The 19,415-nt window shown below is 70.7% G+C and carries 20 protein-coding genes; 13 read left to right on the top strand and 7 right to left on the bottom strand.

Annotation, left to right across the window (positions count from 1 at the left end; all coding sequences use genetic code 11):
- The first annotated feature begins 52 nt into the window (after positions 1-52).
- Genes HCU73_RS16210 through HCU73_RS16200 form a run of 3 tightly spaced genes read left to right on the top strand, consistent with a single transcriptional unit; the run spans position 53 to position 4,247 of the window.
- Positions 53-1,078: a cysteine synthase A gene (locus tag HCU73_RS16210; protein ID WP_168624523.1), complete on the top strand. Its 1,026-nt coding sequence runs from the start codon at positions 53-55 to the stop codon at positions 1,076-1,078.
- Positions 1,078-3,531 carry a DUF3772 domain-containing protein gene (locus HCU73_RS16205; protein ID WP_168624522.1) on the top strand — a complete coding sequence of 818 codons (2,454 nt, stop codon included), beginning with the start codon at positions 1,078-1,080 and terminating at the stop codon, positions 3,529-3,531. Before HCU73_RS16210 ends, HCU73_RS16205 begins: the two co-directional genes overlap by 1 nt.
- Positions 3,528-4,247 carry an alanyl-tRNA editing protein gene (locus tag HCU73_RS16200; RefSeq protein WP_168624521.1) on the top strand — a complete coding sequence of 240 codons (720 nt, stop codon included), beginning with the start codon at positions 3,528-3,530 and terminating at the stop codon, positions 4,245-4,247. The genes HCU73_RS16205 and HCU73_RS16200 overlap by 4 nt, the downstream gene beginning before the upstream one ends.
- Before the next feature lie 219 nt (positions 4,248-4,466).
- On the opposite strand, the gene mmsB is transcribed toward HCU73_RS16200, so the two are convergent.
- The 5 genes from mmsB to HCU73_RS16175 all read right to left on the bottom strand — a co-directional run bounded on the left by mmsB (position 4,467) and on the right by HCU73_RS16175 (position 9,311).
- Positions 4,467-5,345, bottom strand: coding sequence for a 3-hydroxyisobutyrate dehydrogenase (gene mmsB, locus HCU73_RS16195; RefSeq protein WP_168624520.1), 879 nt, complete (start codon positions 5,343-5,345; stop codon positions 4,467-4,469).
- A 15-nt stretch (positions 5,346-5,360) separates the two neighbouring features.
- Positions 5,361-6,395 (bottom strand): enoyl-CoA hydratase/isomerase family protein, encoded by a 1,035-nt coding sequence (locus HCU73_RS16190; protein WP_168624519.1) that lies wholly within the window; start codon positions 6,393-6,395, stop codon positions 5,361-5,363.
- A gap of 54 nt (positions 6,396-6,449) precedes the next feature.
- Positions 6,450-7,592: an acyl-CoA dehydrogenase family protein gene (locus HCU73_RS16185; protein ID WP_168624518.1), complete on the bottom strand. Its 1,143-nt coding sequence runs from the start codon at positions 7,590-7,592 to the stop codon at positions 6,450-6,452.
- 90 nt (positions 7,593-7,682) lie between these two features.
- A complete protein-coding gene (locus HCU73_RS16180; protein WP_168624517.1) occupies positions 7,683-8,810 on the bottom strand; it encodes a carboxylate-amine ligase in 1,128 nt (375 codons plus the stop codon).
- 81 nt (positions 8,811-8,891) lie between these two features.
- On the bottom strand, positions 8,892-9,311 hold the full coding sequence (locus HCU73_RS16175; protein ID WP_210730679.1) for a hypothetical protein: 420 nt from the start codon (positions 9,309-9,311) through the stop codon (positions 8,892-8,894).
- A gap of 184 nt (positions 9,312-9,495) precedes the next feature.
- On the opposite strand from HCU73_RS16175, the gene HCU73_RS16170 reads away from it, so the two are divergent.
- Complete coding sequence (locus tag HCU73_RS16170) at positions 9,496-9,918, top strand: YkgJ family cysteine cluster protein (RefSeq protein ID WP_168624515.1); 423 nt, start codon at positions 9,496-9,498, stop codon at positions 9,916-9,918.
- Here HCU73_RS16170 and HCU73_RS16165 read toward each other — a convergent pair.
- On the bottom strand, positions 9,902-11,401 hold the full coding sequence (locus tag HCU73_RS16165; RefSeq protein WP_168624514.1) for a CoA-acylating methylmalonate-semialdehyde dehydrogenase: 1,500 nt from the start codon (positions 11,399-11,401) through the stop codon (positions 9,902-9,904). The genes HCU73_RS16170 and HCU73_RS16165 overlap by 17 nt on opposite strands.
- 201 nt (positions 11,402-11,602) lie before the next feature.
- Between HCU73_RS16165 and HCU73_RS16160 the strand changes: the two genes are divergently transcribed.
- On the top strand, positions 11,603-12,496 hold the full coding sequence (locus HCU73_RS16160; protein ID WP_168624513.1) for a LysR family transcriptional regulator: 894 nt from the start codon (positions 11,603-11,605) through the stop codon (positions 12,494-12,496).
- 83 nt (positions 12,497-12,579) lie between these two features.
- Positions 12,580-13,014: a CBS domain-containing protein gene (locus tag HCU73_RS16155; protein ID WP_168624512.1), complete on the top strand. Its 435-nt coding sequence runs from the start codon at positions 12,580-12,582 to the stop codon at positions 13,012-13,014.
- Positions 13,015-13,023: 9 nt separating this feature from the next.
- Here the strand turns inward: HCU73_RS16155 and HCU73_RS16150 are convergent, their stop codons facing one another.
- A complete protein-coding gene (locus HCU73_RS16150; protein WP_168624511.1) occupies positions 13,024-13,293 on the bottom strand; it encodes a hypothetical protein in 270 nt (89 codons plus the stop codon).
- A gap of 172 nt (positions 13,294-13,465) precedes the next feature.
- On the opposite strand from HCU73_RS16150, the gene coaD reads away from it, so the two are divergent.
- The 7 genes from coaD to HCU73_RS16115 all read left to right on the top strand — a co-directional run bounded on the left by coaD (position 13,466) and on the right by HCU73_RS16115 (position 19,386).
- Positions 13,466-13,966, top strand: a complete 501-nt coding sequence (gene coaD, locus HCU73_RS16145; RefSeq protein ID WP_168624510.1) for a pantetheine-phosphate adenylyltransferase — start codon at positions 13,466-13,468, stop codon at positions 13,964-13,966.
- A gap of 19 nt (positions 13,967-13,985) precedes the next feature.
- The gene (locus HCU73_RS16140) at positions 13,986-14,486 is read left to right on the top strand and encodes a peptidylprolyl isomerase (RefSeq protein WP_168624509.1); all 501 of its coding nucleotides are present in this window, start codon (positions 13,986-13,988) and stop codon (positions 14,484-14,486) included.
- The gene (locus HCU73_RS16135; RefSeq protein ID WP_168624508.1) at positions 14,479-15,054 is read left to right on the top strand and encodes a peptidylprolyl isomerase; all 576 of its coding nucleotides are present in this window, start codon (positions 14,479-14,481) and stop codon (positions 15,052-15,054) included. Before HCU73_RS16140 ends, HCU73_RS16135 begins: the two co-directional genes overlap by 8 nt.
- 99 nt (positions 15,055-15,153) lie before the next feature.
- Positions 15,154-16,128, top strand: a complete 975-nt coding sequence (locus HCU73_RS16130) for a DUF3179 domain-containing protein (protein ID WP_168624507.1) — start codon at positions 15,154-15,156, stop codon at positions 16,126-16,128.
- 107 nt (positions 16,129-16,235) lie between these two features.
- On the top strand, positions 16,236-17,492 hold the full coding sequence (locus HCU73_RS18900) for an ABC transporter permease (protein ID WP_420853588.1): 1,257 nt from the start codon (positions 16,236-16,238) through the stop codon (positions 17,490-17,492).
- On the top strand, positions 17,489-18,295 hold the full coding sequence (locus HCU73_RS16120) for an ABC transporter permease (RefSeq protein WP_168624506.1): 807 nt from the start codon (positions 17,489-17,491) through the stop codon (positions 18,293-18,295). The genes HCU73_RS18900 and HCU73_RS16120 overlap by 4 nt, the downstream gene beginning before the upstream one ends.
- Positions 18,292-19,386, top strand: a complete 1,095-nt coding sequence (locus tag HCU73_RS16115; RefSeq protein ID WP_168624505.1) for a polyamine ABC transporter ATP-binding protein — start codon at positions 18,292-18,294, stop codon at positions 19,384-19,386. The genes HCU73_RS16120 and HCU73_RS16115 overlap by 4 nt, the downstream gene beginning before the upstream one ends.
- Positions 19,387-19,415 lie beyond the last annotated feature (29 nt).

The following is a 19,415-nucleotide window of genomic DNA, read 5'->3' as shown; positions in this document are numbered from 1 at the left end:
GGGGCCTATCCCTTGGGCCTCAGATCCACGCCAGCCCGGAAGGCCCCGCGCCATGACCATCCATTCCGATCTCGCCGCCGCCATCGGCAACACGCCCCTGATCCGGCTGCGCCGGCTCAGCGAGGAGACGGGCTGCGAGATCCTGGGCAAGGCCGAGTTCATGAACCCCGGCCAGTCGGTCAAGGACCGCGCCGCGCTCTACATCATCCGCGACGCGGTGGCGAAGGGGCAGCTGCGCCCCGGCGGCACCATCGTCGAGGGCACGGCCGGCAACACCGGCATCGGGCTGGCGCTGGTCGGCGCCTCGATGGGGTTCCGCACCGTGATCGTGATGCCCGAGACCCAGAGCCAGGAAAAGAAGGACATGATCCGCCTGGCCGGCGCCGAGCTGATCCAGGTGCCCGCCGCGCCCTATTCCAACCCCAACAACTACGTCCGCTATTCCGGCCGGCTGGCCGAGCGGCTGGCCCAGTCCGAGCCGAACGGCGCGATCTGGGCGAACCAGTTCGACAACGTGGCTAACCGGCAGGCGCATATCGAGATGACCGGCCCCGAGATCTGGGACCAGACCGGGGGCCGCGTCGACGGCTTCGTCTGCGCGGTCGGCTCGGGCGGCACGCTGGCGGGCGTCGGCATGGCGCTGCAGCACAGGGGGGTCAAGATCGGGCTGGCCGACCCCGAGGGCTCGGGGCTCTACAGGCTCTACACCGGCAAGGAGGCCGGCGGCGACAGCATCACCGAAGGCATCGGGCAGGGGCGGATCACCGCCAACCTGCAGGGCTTCACCCCCGATGCCTGCTACAAGATCCCCGACAGCGAGGCGCTGCCGATCGTGTTCGACACCCTGGCCGAGGAGGGGCTGTGCCTCGGCGGCTCGTCGGGCGTGAACATGGCCGGCGCCGTGCGCATGGCCCGCGAGATGGGGCCGGGGCACACCATCGTGACGATCCTGTGCGACTACGGCACGCGATACCAGTCCAAGCTCTTCAACCCCGCGTTCCTGCGCGAGAAGGGGCTTCCGGTCCCGCCCTGGCTCGTGCGTGAACCGGCCGACATTCCGGACGTGTTCCAAGACTGATGACCTTTCCCTTCCTGACCCGCCTGCTCCTGGTGCTCGGGCTTGCGCTGACGCCGCTTGCGCCCGCGCTGGCCCAGACCGACGCCGCCGACCCCGCCGCCCCGGCCGCCGCCGAGGAGCAGGGGCCGATCGACTACGCCGCCTGGGAAGAGGCCGCGACCCGCGCCGAGAACCTGATCGAGGCGCAGACCGCCTCCACCGCCTTCCTGACCAACCTGCGCGCGACGCTGGTGAACTGGCGCGCGCGGTTCCTCGCGGCGCAGAACGCCAACGCGACGCGGATCGCCACGATCCAGGCCCAGATCGACGCGCTGGGGGCGCCGCCCGCCGAGGGCGCGACCGAGCCCGCGCAGATCGCCGAGCGGCGGACGGCGCTGACCCAGCAGCTGGCCGACGCGCAGGTGCCCCGGCTGACCGCGACCGAGGCGTTCAACCGCGCCGACGGGCTGATCGCCGAGGTCGACGCCATCCTGGCCGAACGGCAGGCGCGCGAGCTGTTCGAGCGCGACCCCGCGCCGGTGAACCCGCTGAACTGGCCGCCCGCCGCGGTGGGCCTGCGCGACCTGACCGTCACGCTGCTCGGGGAGGTCTCGGGCATCAAGTCGGGGCGCGACCCCGAGGACAACCCCTGGGACCGGGCGCCCTTTGCCGTCGTCATGGTGCTGGTGGCGCTGCTCCTGCTCCTGCGCAGCCGCTTCATCGTCGGGCGCTGGACCGAACGGATGCAGCTGCAGGTGGCCGAACGGCGCGGGCGCGGGGCGCTGGCGTTCCTGATCTCGCTGCTGCAGGTGGCGCTGCCGATCGGCGGGCTGGTCCTGTTCGGCGCGGCCACCGTCTACCTCGACATCCTAGGCGCGATCGGCATCGCGCTGCTCGAGGCGTCGATCGCGGGCCTCGTGTCGATCTACCTGGCGCTGTGGCTGGGCGGGCGCCTGTTTCCCGCCAACCCCGAGCTGCCCGCGGCCTTCGGCGTGTCCGAGGCCCTGCGCCCGGCCTTCCGCCGCGGCTCGCTGTTCGTGGGTCTGTTCCTCGGCCTCGGCACCTTCGCCGAGACGGTGGCCACCCAGGACGTGGTGCCGCTGGCCGCGCGCGGGCTGTTCGTGCTGCCGGTCTATGTCGGCATGTCGTTCAGCTTTCTCTGGCTCGCCCGGCTCCTGCGGCTGCACCGCAAGGCCGTGCTCGACGCGCTGGAGGAGGGCGACGGCGACGGCAGCTTCGCCAGCCGAACCCTGCGCTTCGTCGGGCTGGCGCTGCGCGTGGTGGGCGTGGTCGGCCCCGCGCTGGCCGCGGTCGGCTACCTGAACCTGGCCGAGGCGGTGATGACGCCCACGGCGCTGACGCTGGGCCTGTTCGGCCTGATCGTCGCGCTGCAGGTGCCGATCCGCGACCTCTACGCGCTCGGCACCGGCAAGTCGCAGGAAGAGGCCGGGCAGGCGCTGCTGCCGGTGATGGTGAACCTGCTGCTGGTCTTTGGCCTGATGCCGGTGCTGGCGCTGATCTGGGGGATGCGCAGCGAGCAGCTGTCCGAAATCATCAGCCGCTTCTTCGAAGGCTTCGACCTCGGCGGCACCCGGATCACGCCCGCGATCCTGCTGGCCGTGATCGCCGTCTTTACCATCGGCCTGCTGGCCACGCGGCTCCTTCAGGGCGCGCTCCGCTCCACCGTGCTGCCGCGCACCCGGCTGGACCTCGGCGCGCGCAACGCGGTGGTGTCGGGCATCGGCTATGTCGGCATCGCCATCGCGGCGGTCATCGCCATCACCACGGCGGGCATCGACCTGACGGCGCTCGGCGTCGTTCTGGGCGCGCTGTCGGTCGGCATCGGCTTCGGCCTGCAGAACGTGGTCAACAACTTCGTCTCGGGCATCATCCTGCTGATCGAGCGTCCGATCTCCGAGGGCGACTGGATCGAGGTCGGCCCGACCATGGGCATCGTCAAGTCGATCTCGGTGCGCTCCACCGTGATCGAGACCTTCGACAAGACCGACGTGATCGTGCCGAACGCCGACCTGATCGCCGGGACCGTCACGAACTGGACCCGCGGCAAGACGATCGGCCGCGCGGTCGTCACGGTGGGCGTGGCCTACGGCACCGACACGCGCCGGGTGCAGCAGATCCTGCTCGAGATCGCCCGCGCCCAGCCCGAGGTGGCCCGCTACCCCGAGCCGGGGGTGGATTTCCTGGGCTTCGGGGCCGACAGCCTCGATTTCCGCATCCGCATGATCCTGCGCGACATCAACAACCTGGTGAAGGTCAAGACCGAGGTGCACCACCAGATTGCCGAGCGCTTCAGGGCCGAGGGCATCGAGATCCCCTTCGCGCAGCGCGACATCTGGCTGCGCAACCCCGAGGCGCTGGCGCCGCGGCCGCGGGTGCTTGACGGCACCGGCGAGGCCGAGGATGACGGCGACGACACCGCCCCGGCCCCGCGCGAGGAAGGCAACGGACCATGACGACCGAGCCCCTGTTCCTGACCGACCCCTACCGCACCTCGGCCAAGGCCCGGGTGCTGGCCCATACCGCCGAGGGCGGGCTGGTGCTGGACCGGACCATCTTCTACGCCCGCGGCGGCGGCCAGCCGGGCGATTCCGGCACGCTCGACTGGGACGGCGGGCGCATTCCCGTGGCGACCGCGGTCAAGGGCGAGGCGGGGGCCATCGTGCTGGTGCCGGCCGAGCCCGCGATCCTGCCGCCCGTCGGCGCCGAGGTCGGCCAGCGCCTCGACTGGGACCGGCGCTTTGGCCACATGCGCGTGCACACCGCGCTGCACCTCCTGTCGGTGGTGATCCCGCTGCCGGTGACGGGTGGGGCGATCGGCGCCGACAAGGGCCGGCTCGACTTCGACATGCCCGACAGCCCCGAGGACAAGGCGGTGCTGGAGGGGCGGCTGAACGCGCTCGTCACCCGCGACCTGCCCGTGACCGAGGACTGGATCACCGAGGCCGAACTCGACGCCAACCCCGGCCTCGTCAAGACCATGTCGGTGCAGCCCCCGCGCGGGGCGGGCCGGATCCGGCTGATCCGCATCGGCGAGGGGGCGGGTCAGATCGACTTGCAGCCCTGCGGCGGCACCCACGTCAAGCGCACCGGCGAGATCGGGAAGCTCGTCATCGGCAAGATCGAGAAGAAGGGCCGCCAGAACCGCCGCATCACCGTCGAACTGGGCTGACGGACGCCGCAGGCCCGGTCATCGGGCCGCCGGCTGGGCCATGGATCATGGGGGGCAAAAAAAAGCACCCCGTCGAGATGTCCGCGGCCCGGCGGGTTGGCTGAGGTGCACCTGAGCAAGAGGGCCGCCCCGCCGGGCCTTGTGCGGACATATCTTGGAGTGTCCCCGACAAGGTGCCACAATTCGGCAACATCTCAAAGGAAAATATCTTTCGATCCGCTAGGAGCTTGTCCGTCCCCGGCCCTCGAATCTCGGCAGCATCGCCGAGAAGTCCCGGCCGCGGCCGTCCTCCTCCTCGACGAAGCGGGCATAGAGCGCGGCCGCCAGCGCCCCCATCGGCGTGTCGGCGTCGGCGCCCTCGGCCGCCGCCTGGCTGAGGCGCAGGTCCTTGAGCATCAGTTCCGCCGCGAAGCCGGGCCTGTAGCCGTTGTCCGCGGGGCTGGTCGGGCCGACGCCGGGGGCGGGGCAGTAGGTGTTCATCGACCAGCTCTGCCCCGACGAGGTCGAGACCACGTCGAACATCGCCTGCCGGTCCAGCCCCAGCTTGTCGGCCAGCGCGAAGGCCTCGCAGGTGGCGATCATGGTGACGCCGAGGATCATGTTGTTGCAGATCTTGGCGGCCTGCCCGTTGCCCGCCGGCCCGCAATGCACCGCCTTGCGGCCCATCGCGTCGAACAGGGGTTTCGCGGTGGCGAAGGCCTCGGGCGTGCCGCCGACCATGAAGGTCAGCGTGCCGGCCGCCGCCCCGCCCACGCCCCCCGACACCGGCGCATCGAGCGACCCGAGCCCCGCACCCGCGGCCATCGCGGCCACCTCGCGGGCGCTGGCCACGTCGACGGTGGAGCAGTCGAGAAGGACCGCGCCCGGCTCCATCGCCGGGATCACCTCGGCCGCGACCTGTTTCAGGATCGCGCCGTTCGGCAGCATGGTGATGACCACCTCGGCGCCCTTCGCCGCCCCGGCCGCGCTGTCGGCCCGCGTCACGCCCTCGGGCGCGGCGGCTGCCACGTCGTAACCCGTCACCGCGTGGCCCGCCTTGACGAGGTTGGCGGCCATCGGCGCGCCCATGTTGCCCAGACCGATGAACCCGATCCTCATGACCCTCTCCCTTTCTCAGAGCTTCAGTGCGTCGGCGCCGAGCGGCAGCAGCATCGCCGCCACCTCGGTCGCGGGCACGGCATCCAGCGCCGCGTGGCGCCAGCGCGGCGTCCGGTCCTTGTCGATGATCGCCGCCCGGATGCCTTCCAGGAAATCGCCCTTCTCCATCGCGCGGTAGGTAAAGCGGTATTCCTGCTCCAGCGCCGCGTCGATGGTGTCGCGCAGCCGGGCGCGGTGGACCAGCTCGACCGTGCAGGCGACGGCCAGCGGGCTGTTGCGGTTCATGAGCTTCAGGGCGCCCTCGGCCACCGCGCTCCCGTCGATGGTCAGCAGGTTCAGCACGTCGCGGAGGGTGTCGCCCGCGAACAGGCGGTCGATCGCGGCCCGGTCGGCGGCCAGCGGGGCCTCGGGCGCGGGCGCGGCCGCGCGGTCCACCGCCTCCCAGTCGCCGGTCTCGCACAGCTCGGCCACCAGCGCGGGCCAGGCCTCGCGCGGGATGTAGTAGTCCGCGAACTCCGCGAGGATCGCGTCGCCCGGGCCCATGCGCGCCCCCGTGACGCCGAGGTATTCGCCCAGCCGCCCCGGCGCGCGGGCCAGCAGCAGCGTGCTGCCCACGTCGGGCACCAGCCCGATCCCGCATTCGGGCAGGGCGATTTGGCTCGTCTCGCAGACCACCCGGTGCGAGGCGTGGCAGCCGATGCCGACGCCGCCCCCCATGGTGAAGCCCTGCATCAGGCTGACCACGGGCTTGGGGAAATGGAAGAACCGCGCGTTCATCCGGTATTCGTCGGCCCAGAACCGGCGCCCGTAGGCGTAATCCTCGGCCATCCCCGTCGCGTGCATCTCGGCGATGTCGCCGCCGGCGCAGAAGGCGCGGTCGCCCTCGGCGTCGATCACCACCAGCGCCACCGCGCCGTCGTCCGCCCAGCCGATCAGCGCCGCGTCGATGGCGCGCACCATGTCGTAGCTCAGCGCGTTCAGCGCCTGCGGCCGCCGCAGCGTGATCCGCCCCGCGCGCCCCTCGACGCGGATGTCGATGTCCTCAGCCATGCCGCCGCCCAGCCCCCTTCATCTTTCCCAAAATACGCATGACCCGCCCGCCGCCTAGCGCGCGGCCAGCATGTGGCGCGCCACGATCAGGCGCATGATCTCGTTGGTGCCCTCGAGGATCTGGTGCACGCGCAGGTCGCGCACCAGCTTCTCGATGCCGTAGTCGGCCAGGTAGCCGTAACCGCCGTGCAGCTGCAGGCACTGGTCGACGATGCGGCTGCCGGCCTCGGTCACGAATTTCTTGGCCATGGCGCAATGTTTCGTCGCGTCCGGCGCGCCCTGGTCCAGTTTCCACGCCGCCTGCCGCAGCATCACGCGCGCGGCCTCCAGCTCGATCTCCATGTCCGCCAGCCGGAACTGCAGCGCCTGGAACTGGTCGATGCTCTGCCCGAAGGCCTTGCGCTCGCCCATGTAGGCCAGCGTCTGCTCCAGCGCCGCCGCCGCCGCGCCCAGCGAACAGGCCGCGATGTTGAGCCGCCCGCCGTCCAGCCCCGCCATGGCGTATTTGAACCCCAGCCCTTCCTCGCCCAGCAGGTTGCCGGCCGGCACCGCGCAGGCGTCGAACTGCACCTGCCGCGTCGGCTGCGAGCGCCAGCCCATCTTGTCCTCGAGCCCGCCGAAGGACAGGCCCGGGGCGCCGTCCTCGACGATCACCGCCGAGATCCCGCGCGGGCCGTCGCCGCCGGTGCGGCACATCACGATGTAGGCGTCCGAATAGCCGCCTCCCGAGATGAAGGCCTTGGTGCCGGTCAGCGCGTAGCCGTCGTTGGTGCGCTCGGCCCGCGTCTTGAGCGCGGCCGCGTCCGAGCCCGAGCCGGGTTCGGTCAGGCAGTAGGAAAAGAAGGTCTCCATGCCCAGCGCTCGGGGCAGGAACCGGGCCTGCAGCTCGTCCGAGCCATAGAGCTCGATCATCTTGGCGCACATGTTGTGGATCGACAGGAAGGCCGCGACCGAGGGGCAGGCGCGGCTCAGCGCCTCGAACACCAGCGTCGCCTCGAGCCGGCTCAAGCCCGATCCGCCCTTGTCCTCGGACACGTAGAGCCCGCCGAAGCCCAGCGCGGCCAGCTTGGGCCACAGCGCCTTGGGGATCGTGCCCTCCCGTTCCCAGTCGCGCGCGTGGGGCGCGATCTCGGCCTGGCCGAACTCCAGCGCCATGTCGTGGACGGCCTGCGCCTCCTCGCTCAGTGCGAAGTCCATCTGCGGCTCCTCCCCTTGGTGCCCGAAGAATTGAACGCTCGTTTAATTACCGACTGTTGCAGGAGTTTTGCAAGGCCGCCCGCGCGCCCGTCACAGGTCGAGGTGGTACTCCTCGATCAGGTGGTCGACCACCGCCTTCATCGCCGCGCGGTCGTCGCGCCCCGCGGCCCTGGCCTCGGCGAAGGCGCGGCGCTGGCGCGTGGCGCTGGTGCCGGCCTCGGCGATGTGGGCCAGCCGCGCGATCTCAGCCTCGCAGCCCAGCGCGGCGGCGTCCTCGGCGATCAGCTCGCGGATCTCGGCCACGGCCCGGGGCAGGGGGATGATGGCCCTTGCGCCGAAGTCGATCAGCCCCTCGGTCGTGCCGTAGCGCTGCGCGCGCCAGCGGTTCTCGTTGATCAGGAAGCGGTCGTAGATGCGCCAGCGCTGGTTCTTCTGCCGCAGCCGGTGGAAGAAGCGCATCAGGCACTGCACCAGGGCGGCCAGCGCCAGCGCGTCCTCCATCCGGGGGGAGACATCGCAGATGCGGGCCTCCAGCGTCGGGAAGCGGTGCGAGGGGCGCAGGTCCCACCAGATCTTGGTGGTGTCCTCGATCAGCCCCAGCTCGATCAGCGTGTCGGTGGTGCGGCCGTATTCCGCGAAGGAACTGAACAGTGGCGGCAGCCCGGTACGCGGCAGGTTGTCGAACACCGTCAGCCGGTAGGAGGCCAGCCCCGTGTCCTGCCCCTGCCAGTAGGGCGACGACGCCGACAGCGCCAAGAGATGCGGCAGGAAGTAGGACATCTGCCCCATCAGGTCGATCCGCGTCTCGTCGTCGGGCAGCCCGACATGGACATGCATCCCGCAGATCAGCATCCGCCGCACCACGCCGCCGAGGTCCTGGGCAAGACGGTTGTAGCGGTCCTTGTCGGTGTGGTGCTGGTCCTTCCAGTCGGCGAAGGGGTGGCAGGACACCGCGATCGGCGACAGCCCGTGCCGGGCCGCGCAGGCCGAGACCGTGGCGCGCAGGCGCCTCAGATCCTCGCGCGCGGCGGCGATGTCGGTGCAGACGCGGGTGCCGATCTCGATCTGGCATTGCAGGAACTCGGGGCTGACCTGCCCCTCGAGCTCGGCGGCGCAGGCCTGCATCAGCCCCTCGGGCGCCTGGCGCAGATCGCCCGTCTCGCGGTCGACGAGGAGGTATTCCTCCTCGATCCCCAGCGTGAAGGCCTGGTCGGTCATGCGCGCGCCCCCTCCGGTTGCGGTCGTGCCAGCATGGCCGGGGCGGCGGGGCCTTGCCAAGGGGCAAGGCGGGCGCGGACGTCAGGGCACGGTCTGCAGCAGGGTCTCCAGCGCGCCGGGGCGCAGGCCCAGCACGTCCTCGGCCTGCTCGGTCTCGCGCACGACCCGCACGGCCAGGTCGGCCACCCCGTCCCAGCTGCGCTGGAACATCAGGGCCAGACGCAGGCTGACGTCCGTAGGCGCAAGGTACAGCAGCATCGCGGGCCCGCCGGTTTCGTAGAAGGCGGCGGCCTTGACCGCCTGCATCTGCATCAGCCGGGCATAGTCGCGGTCGAACCCCGTCACCTCGCTCAGGTCCAGCAGGTGCTTTTCCCGTCTGCGCCGGTCCGGGTGTTCGAGGTAGTCGCAGAACGCGGACTGACCGTCGCAGAACCGCACGTGACCCGTGTAGCGCACGGTCACGAGTGCATGGTCCGGAAAAATCCGGAACGTTACTGGCATGACAACTCTCGCCTGACACTGGAAACGCCGTCCTCGCAGTTTTGTGAAAATCGCGGAGCCGTGACAAGCGTTAACTTGCGCAACCGCTCCCCTTGCCGGGCGTCGCGCGGGCCGCTATCTGCCCCGGCGGCGCATCGCGGGCGGCATCGGGCCGGCCCTGCCGGCGCATCGCACGGGTGCTTCGGTGTCCTCCCCCACATTCGACTGCACGGCCTGCGGGGCCTGCTGCTTCGGCGGTCACGACCGCTATGTCGCCCTTCTGCCCGAGGACCGCGGCCGCGCGATTCCGGCCTCGGCCACGACCGAGATCGAGGGCCGCCGCTACATGAGCATGGCCTGCGGGCATTGCGCGCAACTGACGGTCACGGCCGAGGGCGCCACGCTCTGCGCGATCTACGAGGACCGCCCGACCGCCTGCCGCGCCTTCCGCGCGGGCAGCTTCGAATGCCTCAAGGCGCGCCAGCACCGTGGGCATGAGGCCGAGGCGTTGCGCGCCTTCGCCATGGCGCAAACGCAACCGGCGCCGCCCCCGCCGGGGACGGCGCCGGTGATGGTGCCGGGGGCGGGGATGGCCCCGCCCGAGGCGCCTGTCATTCCATCGCCTTGAAGTTGAAGGCCGCGCCTTCCTTGATGCCCGAGGGCCAGCGCGCCGTCACCGTCTTGGTCCGCGTGTAGAAGCGGAAGGCGTCCGGCCCGTGCTGGTTCAGGTCGCCGAAGCCCGACCGCTTCCAGCCGCCGAAGGTGTGGTAGGCCAGCGGCACCGGGATCGGCACGTTGATGCCGACCATGCCGATGTTGATGCGGTTGGCGAAGTCGCGCGCCGCGTCCCCGTCGCGGGTGAAGATCGCGGTGCCGTTGCCGTATTCGTGGTCCATCGCCAGGCCGATCGCCTCCTCGTAGGAGGCCGCGCGGACGGTGGACAGGACGGGGCCGAAGATCTCGGTCTTGTAGATGTCCATGTCCGGCGTCACGCGGTCGAACAGGTGCGCGCCGACGAAGAAGCCGTTCTCGTAGCCCTGCAGGCTGAAGTCGCGGCCGTCGACCACCAGCTCGGCGCCCTGCGCGACGCCGCTTTCGACCAGCCGCAGGATGTTGGCCTTGGCGGCCGCCGTGACCACGGGGCCGAAGTCGACGTCGTTGCCGGCGGTGTAGGGGCCGACCTTCAGCGCCTCGATGCGCGGCACCAGCTTCTCGATCAGGCGGTCGGCGGTTTCCTCGCCCACCGGCACGGCGACCGAGATCGCCATGCAGCGTTCGCCGGCCGCGCCGTAGCCCGCACCGACCAGCGCATCGGCGGCCTGGTCCATGTCGGCGTCGGGCATGATGATCATGTGGTTCTTGGCGCCGCCGAAGCACTGGCTGCGTTTGCCGTTCGCGGTGGCGCGGCTGTAGATGTACTGCGCGATCGGGGTGGAGCCGACGAAGCCCACGGCCTGGATCGTGTCGTTGTCGAGGATGGCGTCGACCGCTTCCTTGTCGCCGTTGATCACCTGCAGGACGCCGTCGGGCAGGCCCGCCTCCTGGCACAGCTCGGCCAGCATCATCGGGCAGGACGGGTCGCGCTCGGACGGCTTGAGGATCATCGCGTTGCCCGACGCCAGCGCCGGGCCCATCTTCCACAGCGGGATCATGGCGGGGAAGTTGAAGGGCGTGATGCCCGCGACCACGCCCAGCGGCTGGCGCATGGAATACATGTCGATGCCGGGGCCGGCGCTGTCGGTGAACTCGCCCTTCAGCAGATGCGGCGCGCCGATGCAGAACTCGATCACCTCGAGGCCGCGCTGCACGTCGCCCTTGGCGTCGGGGAAGGTCTTGCCGTGCTCGCGGCTGATCGCCTCGGCCAGCTTGTCCATGTCGCGGTTGAGCAGGCGCACCAGCTCCATCATCACGCGCGCGCGCCGCTGCGGGTTCATCGCGCCCCATGCCTTCTGCGCCTTGGCCGCGCTGGCGACGGCGGCGTCCATCTCGGCCTTGGAGGCGAGCGCGACCTGCGCCTGCACCTCGCCGGTCGCGGGGTTGTAGACATCGGCGGTGCGGCCCGACGTGCCCGCCACGCGCTTGCCGTCGATCCAGTGTCCGATCTGCTGCATCTCGTCCTCCCTCGGGGGTGTGGTGTCTCTCGGCGCGCAGTCTAGCCTTGCAGGAATGCCGGGAAAAGCGGCAGGTTGCCAAAGTCGTTTTGCGATAATGCAAGGGCGGGGCGGAAAACCCGGGTTTTCCGCACGGGAAATCTCGAGATTTCGCGTGCGTTTTCCTCGAGGAAAACGCCCGCGCCGCAACTGGGGGCTTCCATGAACTGGGACGACCTGCGCGTCTTTCTCGCCGTCGCCCGCGCCGAGGGGCTGTCCGGCGCGGCGAAAACCCTGCGTCTCGACCCCGCCACCGCGGGCCGCCGGATCGCGCGGCTGGAGCGCAGCCTCGGCGCCGTCCTCTTTGCCAAGTCGCCCCAGGGCTACGCGCTGACCGAGGCGGGCCAGCGCCTCCTGCCGCGCGCCGAGGCCGCCGAGGCGGCGCTGGCCGAGGGGCGGGCGGAAACCGCCGGGGCAGGGGGCGAGCGGCTGTCGGGGACGCTGCGCATCGGCGCGCCCGACGGCTGCGCCAACTACCTTCTGCCGCAGGTCTGCGCGCAGATCGGCGCGGCGCACCCCGACCTCGACATCCAGATCCTCGCGTTGCCCCGGGTGGTGAACCTGTCGCGCCGCGAGGCCGACCTCGCCATCACCGTGTCGCCCCCCGCGACCCAGCGCCTGCGCGCCGAGAAGCTGTCGGACTACCACCTGTCGCTGGCCGCCTCGCGCGACTGGCTCGCCGCCCACGGCGCGCCGGACGGGCCCGAGGCGCTGAAGGGCGCGCGGATGATCGGCTACATCCCCGACATGATCTTCGACGCCGAGCTCGACTATCTCGCCGGCTTCGGCGTGACCCGTGTGCCGCTCGCCTCCAACGCCGTGTCGGTGCAGCTGAACCTCGCCCGGGCGGGCGCGGGGCTGGCGATCGTGCACGACTTCGCGCTGCCCGCTGCCCCCGATCTGGTCCGGGTGCTGCCCGACCGTGTGCGGCTGACCCGCGCCTTCTGGCTGGTCAGCCATGCGGGGCCGCGCGACGCCCGGCTCGACCGCTTCGCCACGCTGCTGCGCGACGGGATGCGCGCCGAAATCGCGCGGCTCGAGGCGAGCGTGGCCTGACCGCCCCCCTGTTTCCCTTGACAGCTCAACCCATGCGGGTGGACGTTGCGGGCAGGGACGGGGACAACCAAGGGAGGCCGGTCATGCTGGTGCAGCAGATCCTCAAATCGAAATCCGACGATGGCGTGGTGACGATCACGCCGGGCACCAGCCTGGCCGACGCGGCCCGGACGCTGGCGCAGCGCCGGATCGGCGCGGTCGTGGTCTCGCCCGACGGCAAGCGCGTGGCGGGCATCCTGTCCGAGCGCGACATCGTGCGGGAACTGGCGGCCAAGGGGGTGTCCTGCATGGCCGACGCGGTCGACGGCGTGATGACCGCCGAGATCGTCACCTGCCGCCGCGACGACAGCTCGGACGCGGTGCTGGCCAAGATGACCGAGGGCCGGTTCCGCCACCTGCCCGTGGTCGAGGCCGGCGAGATGGTCGGCCTGATCTCGATCGGCGACGTGGTCAAGGCGCAGCTGTCGGAGTTGGCGATGGAGAAGGAGGCGCTGGAGGGCATGATCAAGGGGTTCTGAGCCGGACGCTCAGCCCTCGTCGCCCCGGAGGCTCAGCAGAAACGCGGCCGCCAGCGCCAGGAACAGGCCGCCGCAGCCCGTCAGCAGCACGGCGAGCGGCACCTCGGCGCCTCGCCGCGCGAGCATCAGCCCAGCCACCGGCCCGGCCTGCGCGGCGCCCAGGCACAGCGCCCCGAGCCCGCCCCAGACCAGCGCGTGGCGCCTGAGCGCCTGCGCCCGCGTCATCCCGCGCGCGGCCATGGTCTGCGCCGCCAGCCGTTCGATGACCCCGATCCGCATGATCCCTCCGCCCCTGGTCCGTCACCCGCGCCCGGATTTCGCCGTGGCGCGGGGCGGCGGGCAAGGGCGGGAAACCCGCACCGGGCGCGGCCCTGCGTCGGGGTGGGGGGTTGCATCCCGGCCTGCAATATTGTTGCGTCCCCGCGGGCGAGGCTGAGGGAGACGGCTGGTCATGCGCATTGGGCTTTATCCGGGCACCTTCGACCCGATCACGCTGGGCCACATCGACATCATCAAGCGGGCGGGCCTGCTGGTCGACCGGCTGGTGATCGGCGTCGCGATCAACCGCGACAAGGGCCCGCTGTTCTCGCTGGAAGAGCGGGTGGCGATGGTCGAGGCGGAATGCGCCAAGCTGTCGGCCAAGACCGGGACCGAGATCGTCGCCCACCCCTTCGAGAACCTGCTGATCGACTGCGCGCAGGATGTCGGCGCCTCGATCATCATCCGCGGCCTGCGCGCGGTTGCGGATTTCGAATACGAATACCAGATGGTGGGCATGAACCGGAAACTGAACTCCGGCATCGACACCGTCTTTCTCATGGCCGAGGCGGACCGGCAGGCGATCGCCTCCAAGCTCGTGAAGGAGATCGCCCGCCTCGGCGGCGATGTCACCCCCTTCGTCACGCCGCCCGTGAAGGCGGCGCTCGACGCGAAGTTCCCCAAGAAACACTGACAGACAGGAGGCCCGGCCGATGGCCGAGATCAAGGACCCCGAGAACACCATCCTGATGGAGCTGAAGACCGGCACGGTCGTCATCGAGCTCCTGCCCGCCGTGGCGCCGAAGCACGTCGAGCGGATGAAGGAACTGGCCCGCGAGGGCGCCTATGACGGCGTCATCTTCCACCGCGTGATCGAGGGCTTCATGGCCCAGTCGGGCGACGTGGAGCACGGCAAGGAAGGCGGCAACATCCGCCGCGCCGGCACCGGCGGCTCGGACAAGCCCGACCTGCCGGCCGAGTTCTCCAAGCTGCCGCACGACCGCGGCACGCTGGGCGCCGCGCGCTCGTCGAACCCGAACTCGGCCAACAGCCAGTTCTTCATCAACTTCACCGACAACCATTTCCTGAACGGGCAGTACACGGTCTACGGCCGCGTCATCTCGGGCATGGAGCATGTCGACCGCATCACCCGCGGCGAGCCGCCGGCCAACCCCGACAAGATGATCAGCGTCAAGGTGGCCGCAGATGCGTAATCTCGCGCTCGCGCTCTGCCTTCTGGGCAGCCCCGCGCTTGCCACCGGGCTGGAGATCGACGTGGCCGGCGAGGCCGAGGGCACCATCGTCATCGACCTGTTCGAGGAGGTGGCGCCCCAGCACGTCGAGCGCATCGTGACGCTGGCCGCCGAGGGCGCCTACACCGACGTGGTGTTCCACCGGGTGATCGACGGCTTCATGGCCCAGACCGGCGACGTGGAATTCGGCCGCTTCGGGCAGGACATGCGCTATGCCGGGCGCGGCGGGTCGGCCTACCCGGACCTGCCGGCCGAGTTCTCGGACATCACCTTCGAACGGGGCGTCATCGGCATGGCCCGGGCGCAGGACCCCAACAGTGCCAACTCGCAATTCTTCATCATGTTCGAGCCCGGCCCCTTCCTCGACGGCCAGTACACGGTGGTCGGCCAGGTGGTCGAGGGCATGGAGGTGGTCGACGCGATCAAGCGCGGCCGCGGCCAGAACGGCGCCGTGATCGGTCCGCCGGACCGCATGGCGGCCGTGCGCGTGCGCGATGACGATCCGGTGGCCCCGCCGCCGGCCCAGTGACCGCGGTCGCGGCCTGACACAAGCGCGTGAGGGGGGCTCCACAGCCCCCCTTTTTCCTGCCAGCCTGTACGCCTGACCCGCCGTCCGGGGGATGTTCCCATGCGCCGCGCCGCCCTTGCCCTGTCGCTCTGCCTTGCCGGCGTCCTCGCCGCGCCCGCCGGGGCGCAGGCGCCCGCCGGATGGGCCGCCGACTGGCCCGCCACCGATTTCGGCACCCGCAGCGTCGAACTGTCCGAGATCCGGTCCGGCGGGGTGCCGCGCGACGGCATCCCGGCCATCGACGACCCCGTCTTCCTGCCCGCGGCGCAGGAGACGCGGATCGGCGACGCCGAGCCGGTCCTGACCCTGGCGCTGCCCGGCGCGGTGCCGCGCGCCTACCCGATCCGATACCTCACCTGGCACGAGATCGTGAACGACACCGTCGCGGGCCGCCCGGTGGCGATCACCTTCTGCCCGCTGTGCAACTCGGCGCTGGCCTTCGACCGGACCGTCGGGGGCCGCGTCCTGTCCTTCGGCGTGACCGGCAACCTGCGCAATTCCGACCTCGTGATGTATGACCGCGAGACCGAGAGCTGGTGGCAGCAGGCCACCGGCGAGGCCATCGTCGGCGAGATGACCGGCACCGCGCTGGCCGGCATCCCGGTCTGGATGGAAAGCTGGGCCAGCTTTCGCGCCGCCTATCCCGACGGGCTGGTGATGGCCGAGCCGGGCGCGCGCCGCGCCTATGGGCAGAACCCCTATGTCGGCTACGACAGCGCGGCGCGGCCGTTCCTCTACGCCGGCGAGGACCCGCCGCACGGCATCGCGCCTCTGGAGCGGGTGGTGCGCGTGGGCGACCGCGCCTGGCCGCTTGCCCGGCTGGCCGAGGCCGGCGAGATCGCCGAGGCGGGCGTGACGATCAGCTGGGCCGCCGGCAAGGCCTCGGCGCTCGACAGCGGGACCATCGCCGAGGGGCGCGACGTGGGCCAGATCCGGGTCCGCGACGGGCAGGGCCGCGACGTGGTGCATGACGTGATGTTCGCCTTCGCCTTCCACGCCTTCTGGCCCGAGGGGGTGTGGATGCTGGGCCGCTGACGGCGCGGCTCGTCCCGCTGCAGTGCCGCAATCCCCTTGCGGCCCGCGCCGGAAAACCGCATCGTGCCCGCGGAATCAACGCGCGGCGCGAAGGGGGCAGGCGGCGGGTGAGTACATTCGGCAAGGCCATGCGCAGCGAGACGGGCAAGGGCCTGACCCTGATCGGGCCAACCTTCGCCTATGCGCTGCTCCTGCTGGCGGTGCCGCTGGCGATGATCCTGTTGCTGTCGTTCTGGACCCAGGTCGGCACCTTCGCCGGCCAGGCGCAGTTCGACCGCACGCTGCAGTTCGGCAACTACGTCGAGGCCCTGACCGACCCGCTCTACCGCGAGCTGATGCTGCGCAGCCTGCGCATCTCGGGCATGGTGACGCTGGTCACCGTGGTGCTGGCCTTTCCGGTCGCCTATTTCATCTCGTTCCACGTGCGGCCCGACCGCAAGTCGCTGTGGCTGTTCCTGATCACGATCCCGTTCTGGACCAGCTACCTGATCCGCGTGTTCCTGTGGCGCGTGATCCTGGCCTTCGACGGGCCGGTGAACAGCGGCCTGACGCTGGTGCCGGTGATCGCGCTGGTGGCGCTGGTGCTGGGGGCGGTGGCGCTGGGGCTGCTGGTGCTGTGGTTCACCGGGCAGCTGGGCCCGCGCACGGCGCTGGTGGGCATCGGCGCGGCGGTGGTGGCGGCGGTGCTCTGGCAGGTGCTGCCCGAGGGCGCGCGGCTGCAGGGGCCGGTGATCGACGAGCCGCTGGGCTGGCTGCTCTACAACGCCAACTCGGTGGTGATCACGCTGGCCCATGCCTATGCGCCCTTCGCGATCCTGCCGATCTTCGTGACGCTGGAAAAGATCGACCGCTCGCTGCTCGAGGCGGCGCGTGACCTGGGCGAAAGCCGGGCGATGTCCTTCCTGCGCGTGACCCTGCCGCTGGCCATGCCCGGCGTGCTGGCCGCGGTGCTGATCGTGTTCATCCCGACCATCGGCGACTACGTGACGCCGCAGCTTGTGGGCGGCTCGGGCGGCACCATGATCGCCAACATGATCCACGCCCAGATCTTCGCCCTGAACGACCGCCCGATGGGGGCGACGCTGGCGGTGCTGGCGATGATGATCGTGGCGATGACGCTGTTGTGGGGCATCAGCCGCACCCGGGCCTGGCTGTGGCTGGCCGACCGCATGGGCGGCGGGCCGGTCGGCTTTGCCGCGGCGATCGCGGTGGCGGGGGCCGAGATCGCGGTGATCCGCGCGGCGTTCCTGCACGGGCCGGCGCTGGTCGGCCCGGTGACGGGCTCGCTCGGGCTGCTGGCGGTGGCGTCGGTGGTGTCGGTGCTGATCCTGTGGCGCGTGCCCAAGGGGAGGTGGGGGATATGAGGCTCGGACCGCTCGGCGTCTTTGCCGGTCTCTACCTGATGGTGCTCTACGCGCCGATCGTGCTGTTGCCGATGTTCGCCTTCAACTCGGGGACGATCATCGCCTTCCCGCTGCAGGGGTTCACGCTCAACTGGTTCGCGGCGCTGCTCGACACGCCCGCGCTGCACGAGGCGACGCTGAACTCGCTCATCATCGCGGTGTCCACCGCGATCTTCGCCACCATCCTCGGCCTCTTCGCCGCCCGCGCGGCCACGCGCTACAGCTTTCCGGGCAAGGCGGGGATCGTCGGCTTCATCATGCTGCCGCTGGTCCTGCCCGAGGTGATCGTCGCCATCGCGCTCCTGATCGTGCTGATGCAGCTGGGGCTGAACAGCGGCACCTGGTCGATCATCGCGGGCCACACGCTGATCTGCACGCCCTTCGCCATCGCCATCCTGCAGGGCAGCTTTTCCAACATGGACCGCAGCCTCGAGGAGGCCGCGGTGGACCTGGGCGAGACGCCGTGGTCGACCTTCCGGCTGATCACCCTGCCGCTGGTGACGCCGGGGATCATCGCCTCGCTGCTGATCTGCTTCACCATCTCGCTGGACGAGTTCATCATCGCCTTCTTCCTGTCGGGCAACGAGCCGACGCTGCCGGTCTACCTGTGGGGCCAGCTGCGGTTCCCGGCGCGGCTGCCGGTGGTGATGGCGCTCGGCACCATCCTCGTGGCGCTGTCGGTCGTGCTGCTGATCATCGCCGAAACCTTCCGCCGCCGCGGCCTGAAGCGCGCGGGGCTCAAAGACACCGGAGGCTTCCTGTGAGCCGGACCCCCATCGTCACGCTGACGGGCGTGCACAAGTACTACGGCGACTACCACGCGCTGCGCGGGATCACCGCCGAGATCGGCCAGGGCGAGTTCTTCTCGCTGCTGGGGCCGTCGGGCTGCGGCAAGACCACGCTCCTGCGGGCCATCGCGGGGTTCGAGGACATCTCGGAGGGGCAGGTCCTGCTCGACGGCAAGGACATGGAGGGCGTGCCGCCGAACCGGCGGCCGACCAACATGGTGTTCCAGTCCTACGCGATCTTTCCGCACATGAGCGTGGCCGAGAACGTGGGCTTCGGCCTGCGCCGGTCGGGCAAGTCGGCCGAGGAAAAGCGCCGCGCCGTGGGCGAGGCGCTGGAGATGGTGGGTCTGGCCAAGTTCGGATCCCGCGCGGCCCATGCGCTGTCGGGCGGCCAGCGGCAGCGGGTGGCGCTGGCGCGAGCGCTGATCCTGAAGCCCAAGGTGCTGCTGCTGGACGAGCCCCTGTCTGCGCTCGACAAGAAGATGCGCGAGGTGATGCAGGTCGAGCTGATCCGCCTGCAGCGCGAGGTGGGCATCACCTTCATCCTGGTCACCCACGACCAGGAGGAGGCGCTGGTCATGTCCGACCGGATCGCGGTGATGTTCGAGGGCGAGATCGCGCAGCTCGACGATCCCGAGACGCTGTATCGCCGGCCGAAGTCGCGCCGGGTGGCCGAGTTCATCGGCTCGATGAACTTCCTGCCGGCGACCGTCGTGGGCGAGGGCAACGGGCGCGTGAGCGTCGAGGTGCTGGGCCTTGGCCGGACCGAGCTTGACGCCGCCCAGTGCCCGAGCGGCGCGCGCGGCGGCGCGGGCGAGGTGGGCGTGCGGCCCGAAAGCCTGACGATCCTCTACGAGGGCCAGACCGCCGAGGGCGGGCGCGAGGCGGACGGAACCGTGAAGGAGGTCGTCTATTACGGCGACATGACCTACTACGACGTGCTGCTGGACGGCACGCCGGCGCCGGTGCGCGTGTCCATGCGCAACATGCCCGGTCGCAAGGTGCTCGACTTCGGCGCCCGGGCGCGGCTGGCCTGGGATCCCCGCTCGATGGTCCTGTTCTGCTGACGGCCACATCCTTGCAAGGATGTGGCAGG

The sequence above is a fragment of the Roseicyclus persicicus genome (genome assembly GCF_012395815.1).
In the GTDB taxonomy this organism is placed as follows: domain Bacteria; phylum Pseudomonadota; class Alphaproteobacteria; order Rhodobacterales; family Rhodobacteraceae; genus Roseicyclus; species Roseicyclus persicicus.
Note: the sequence above shows the minus strand (reverse complement) of the source record. Positions and strands in the feature narration are given on the sequence as shown.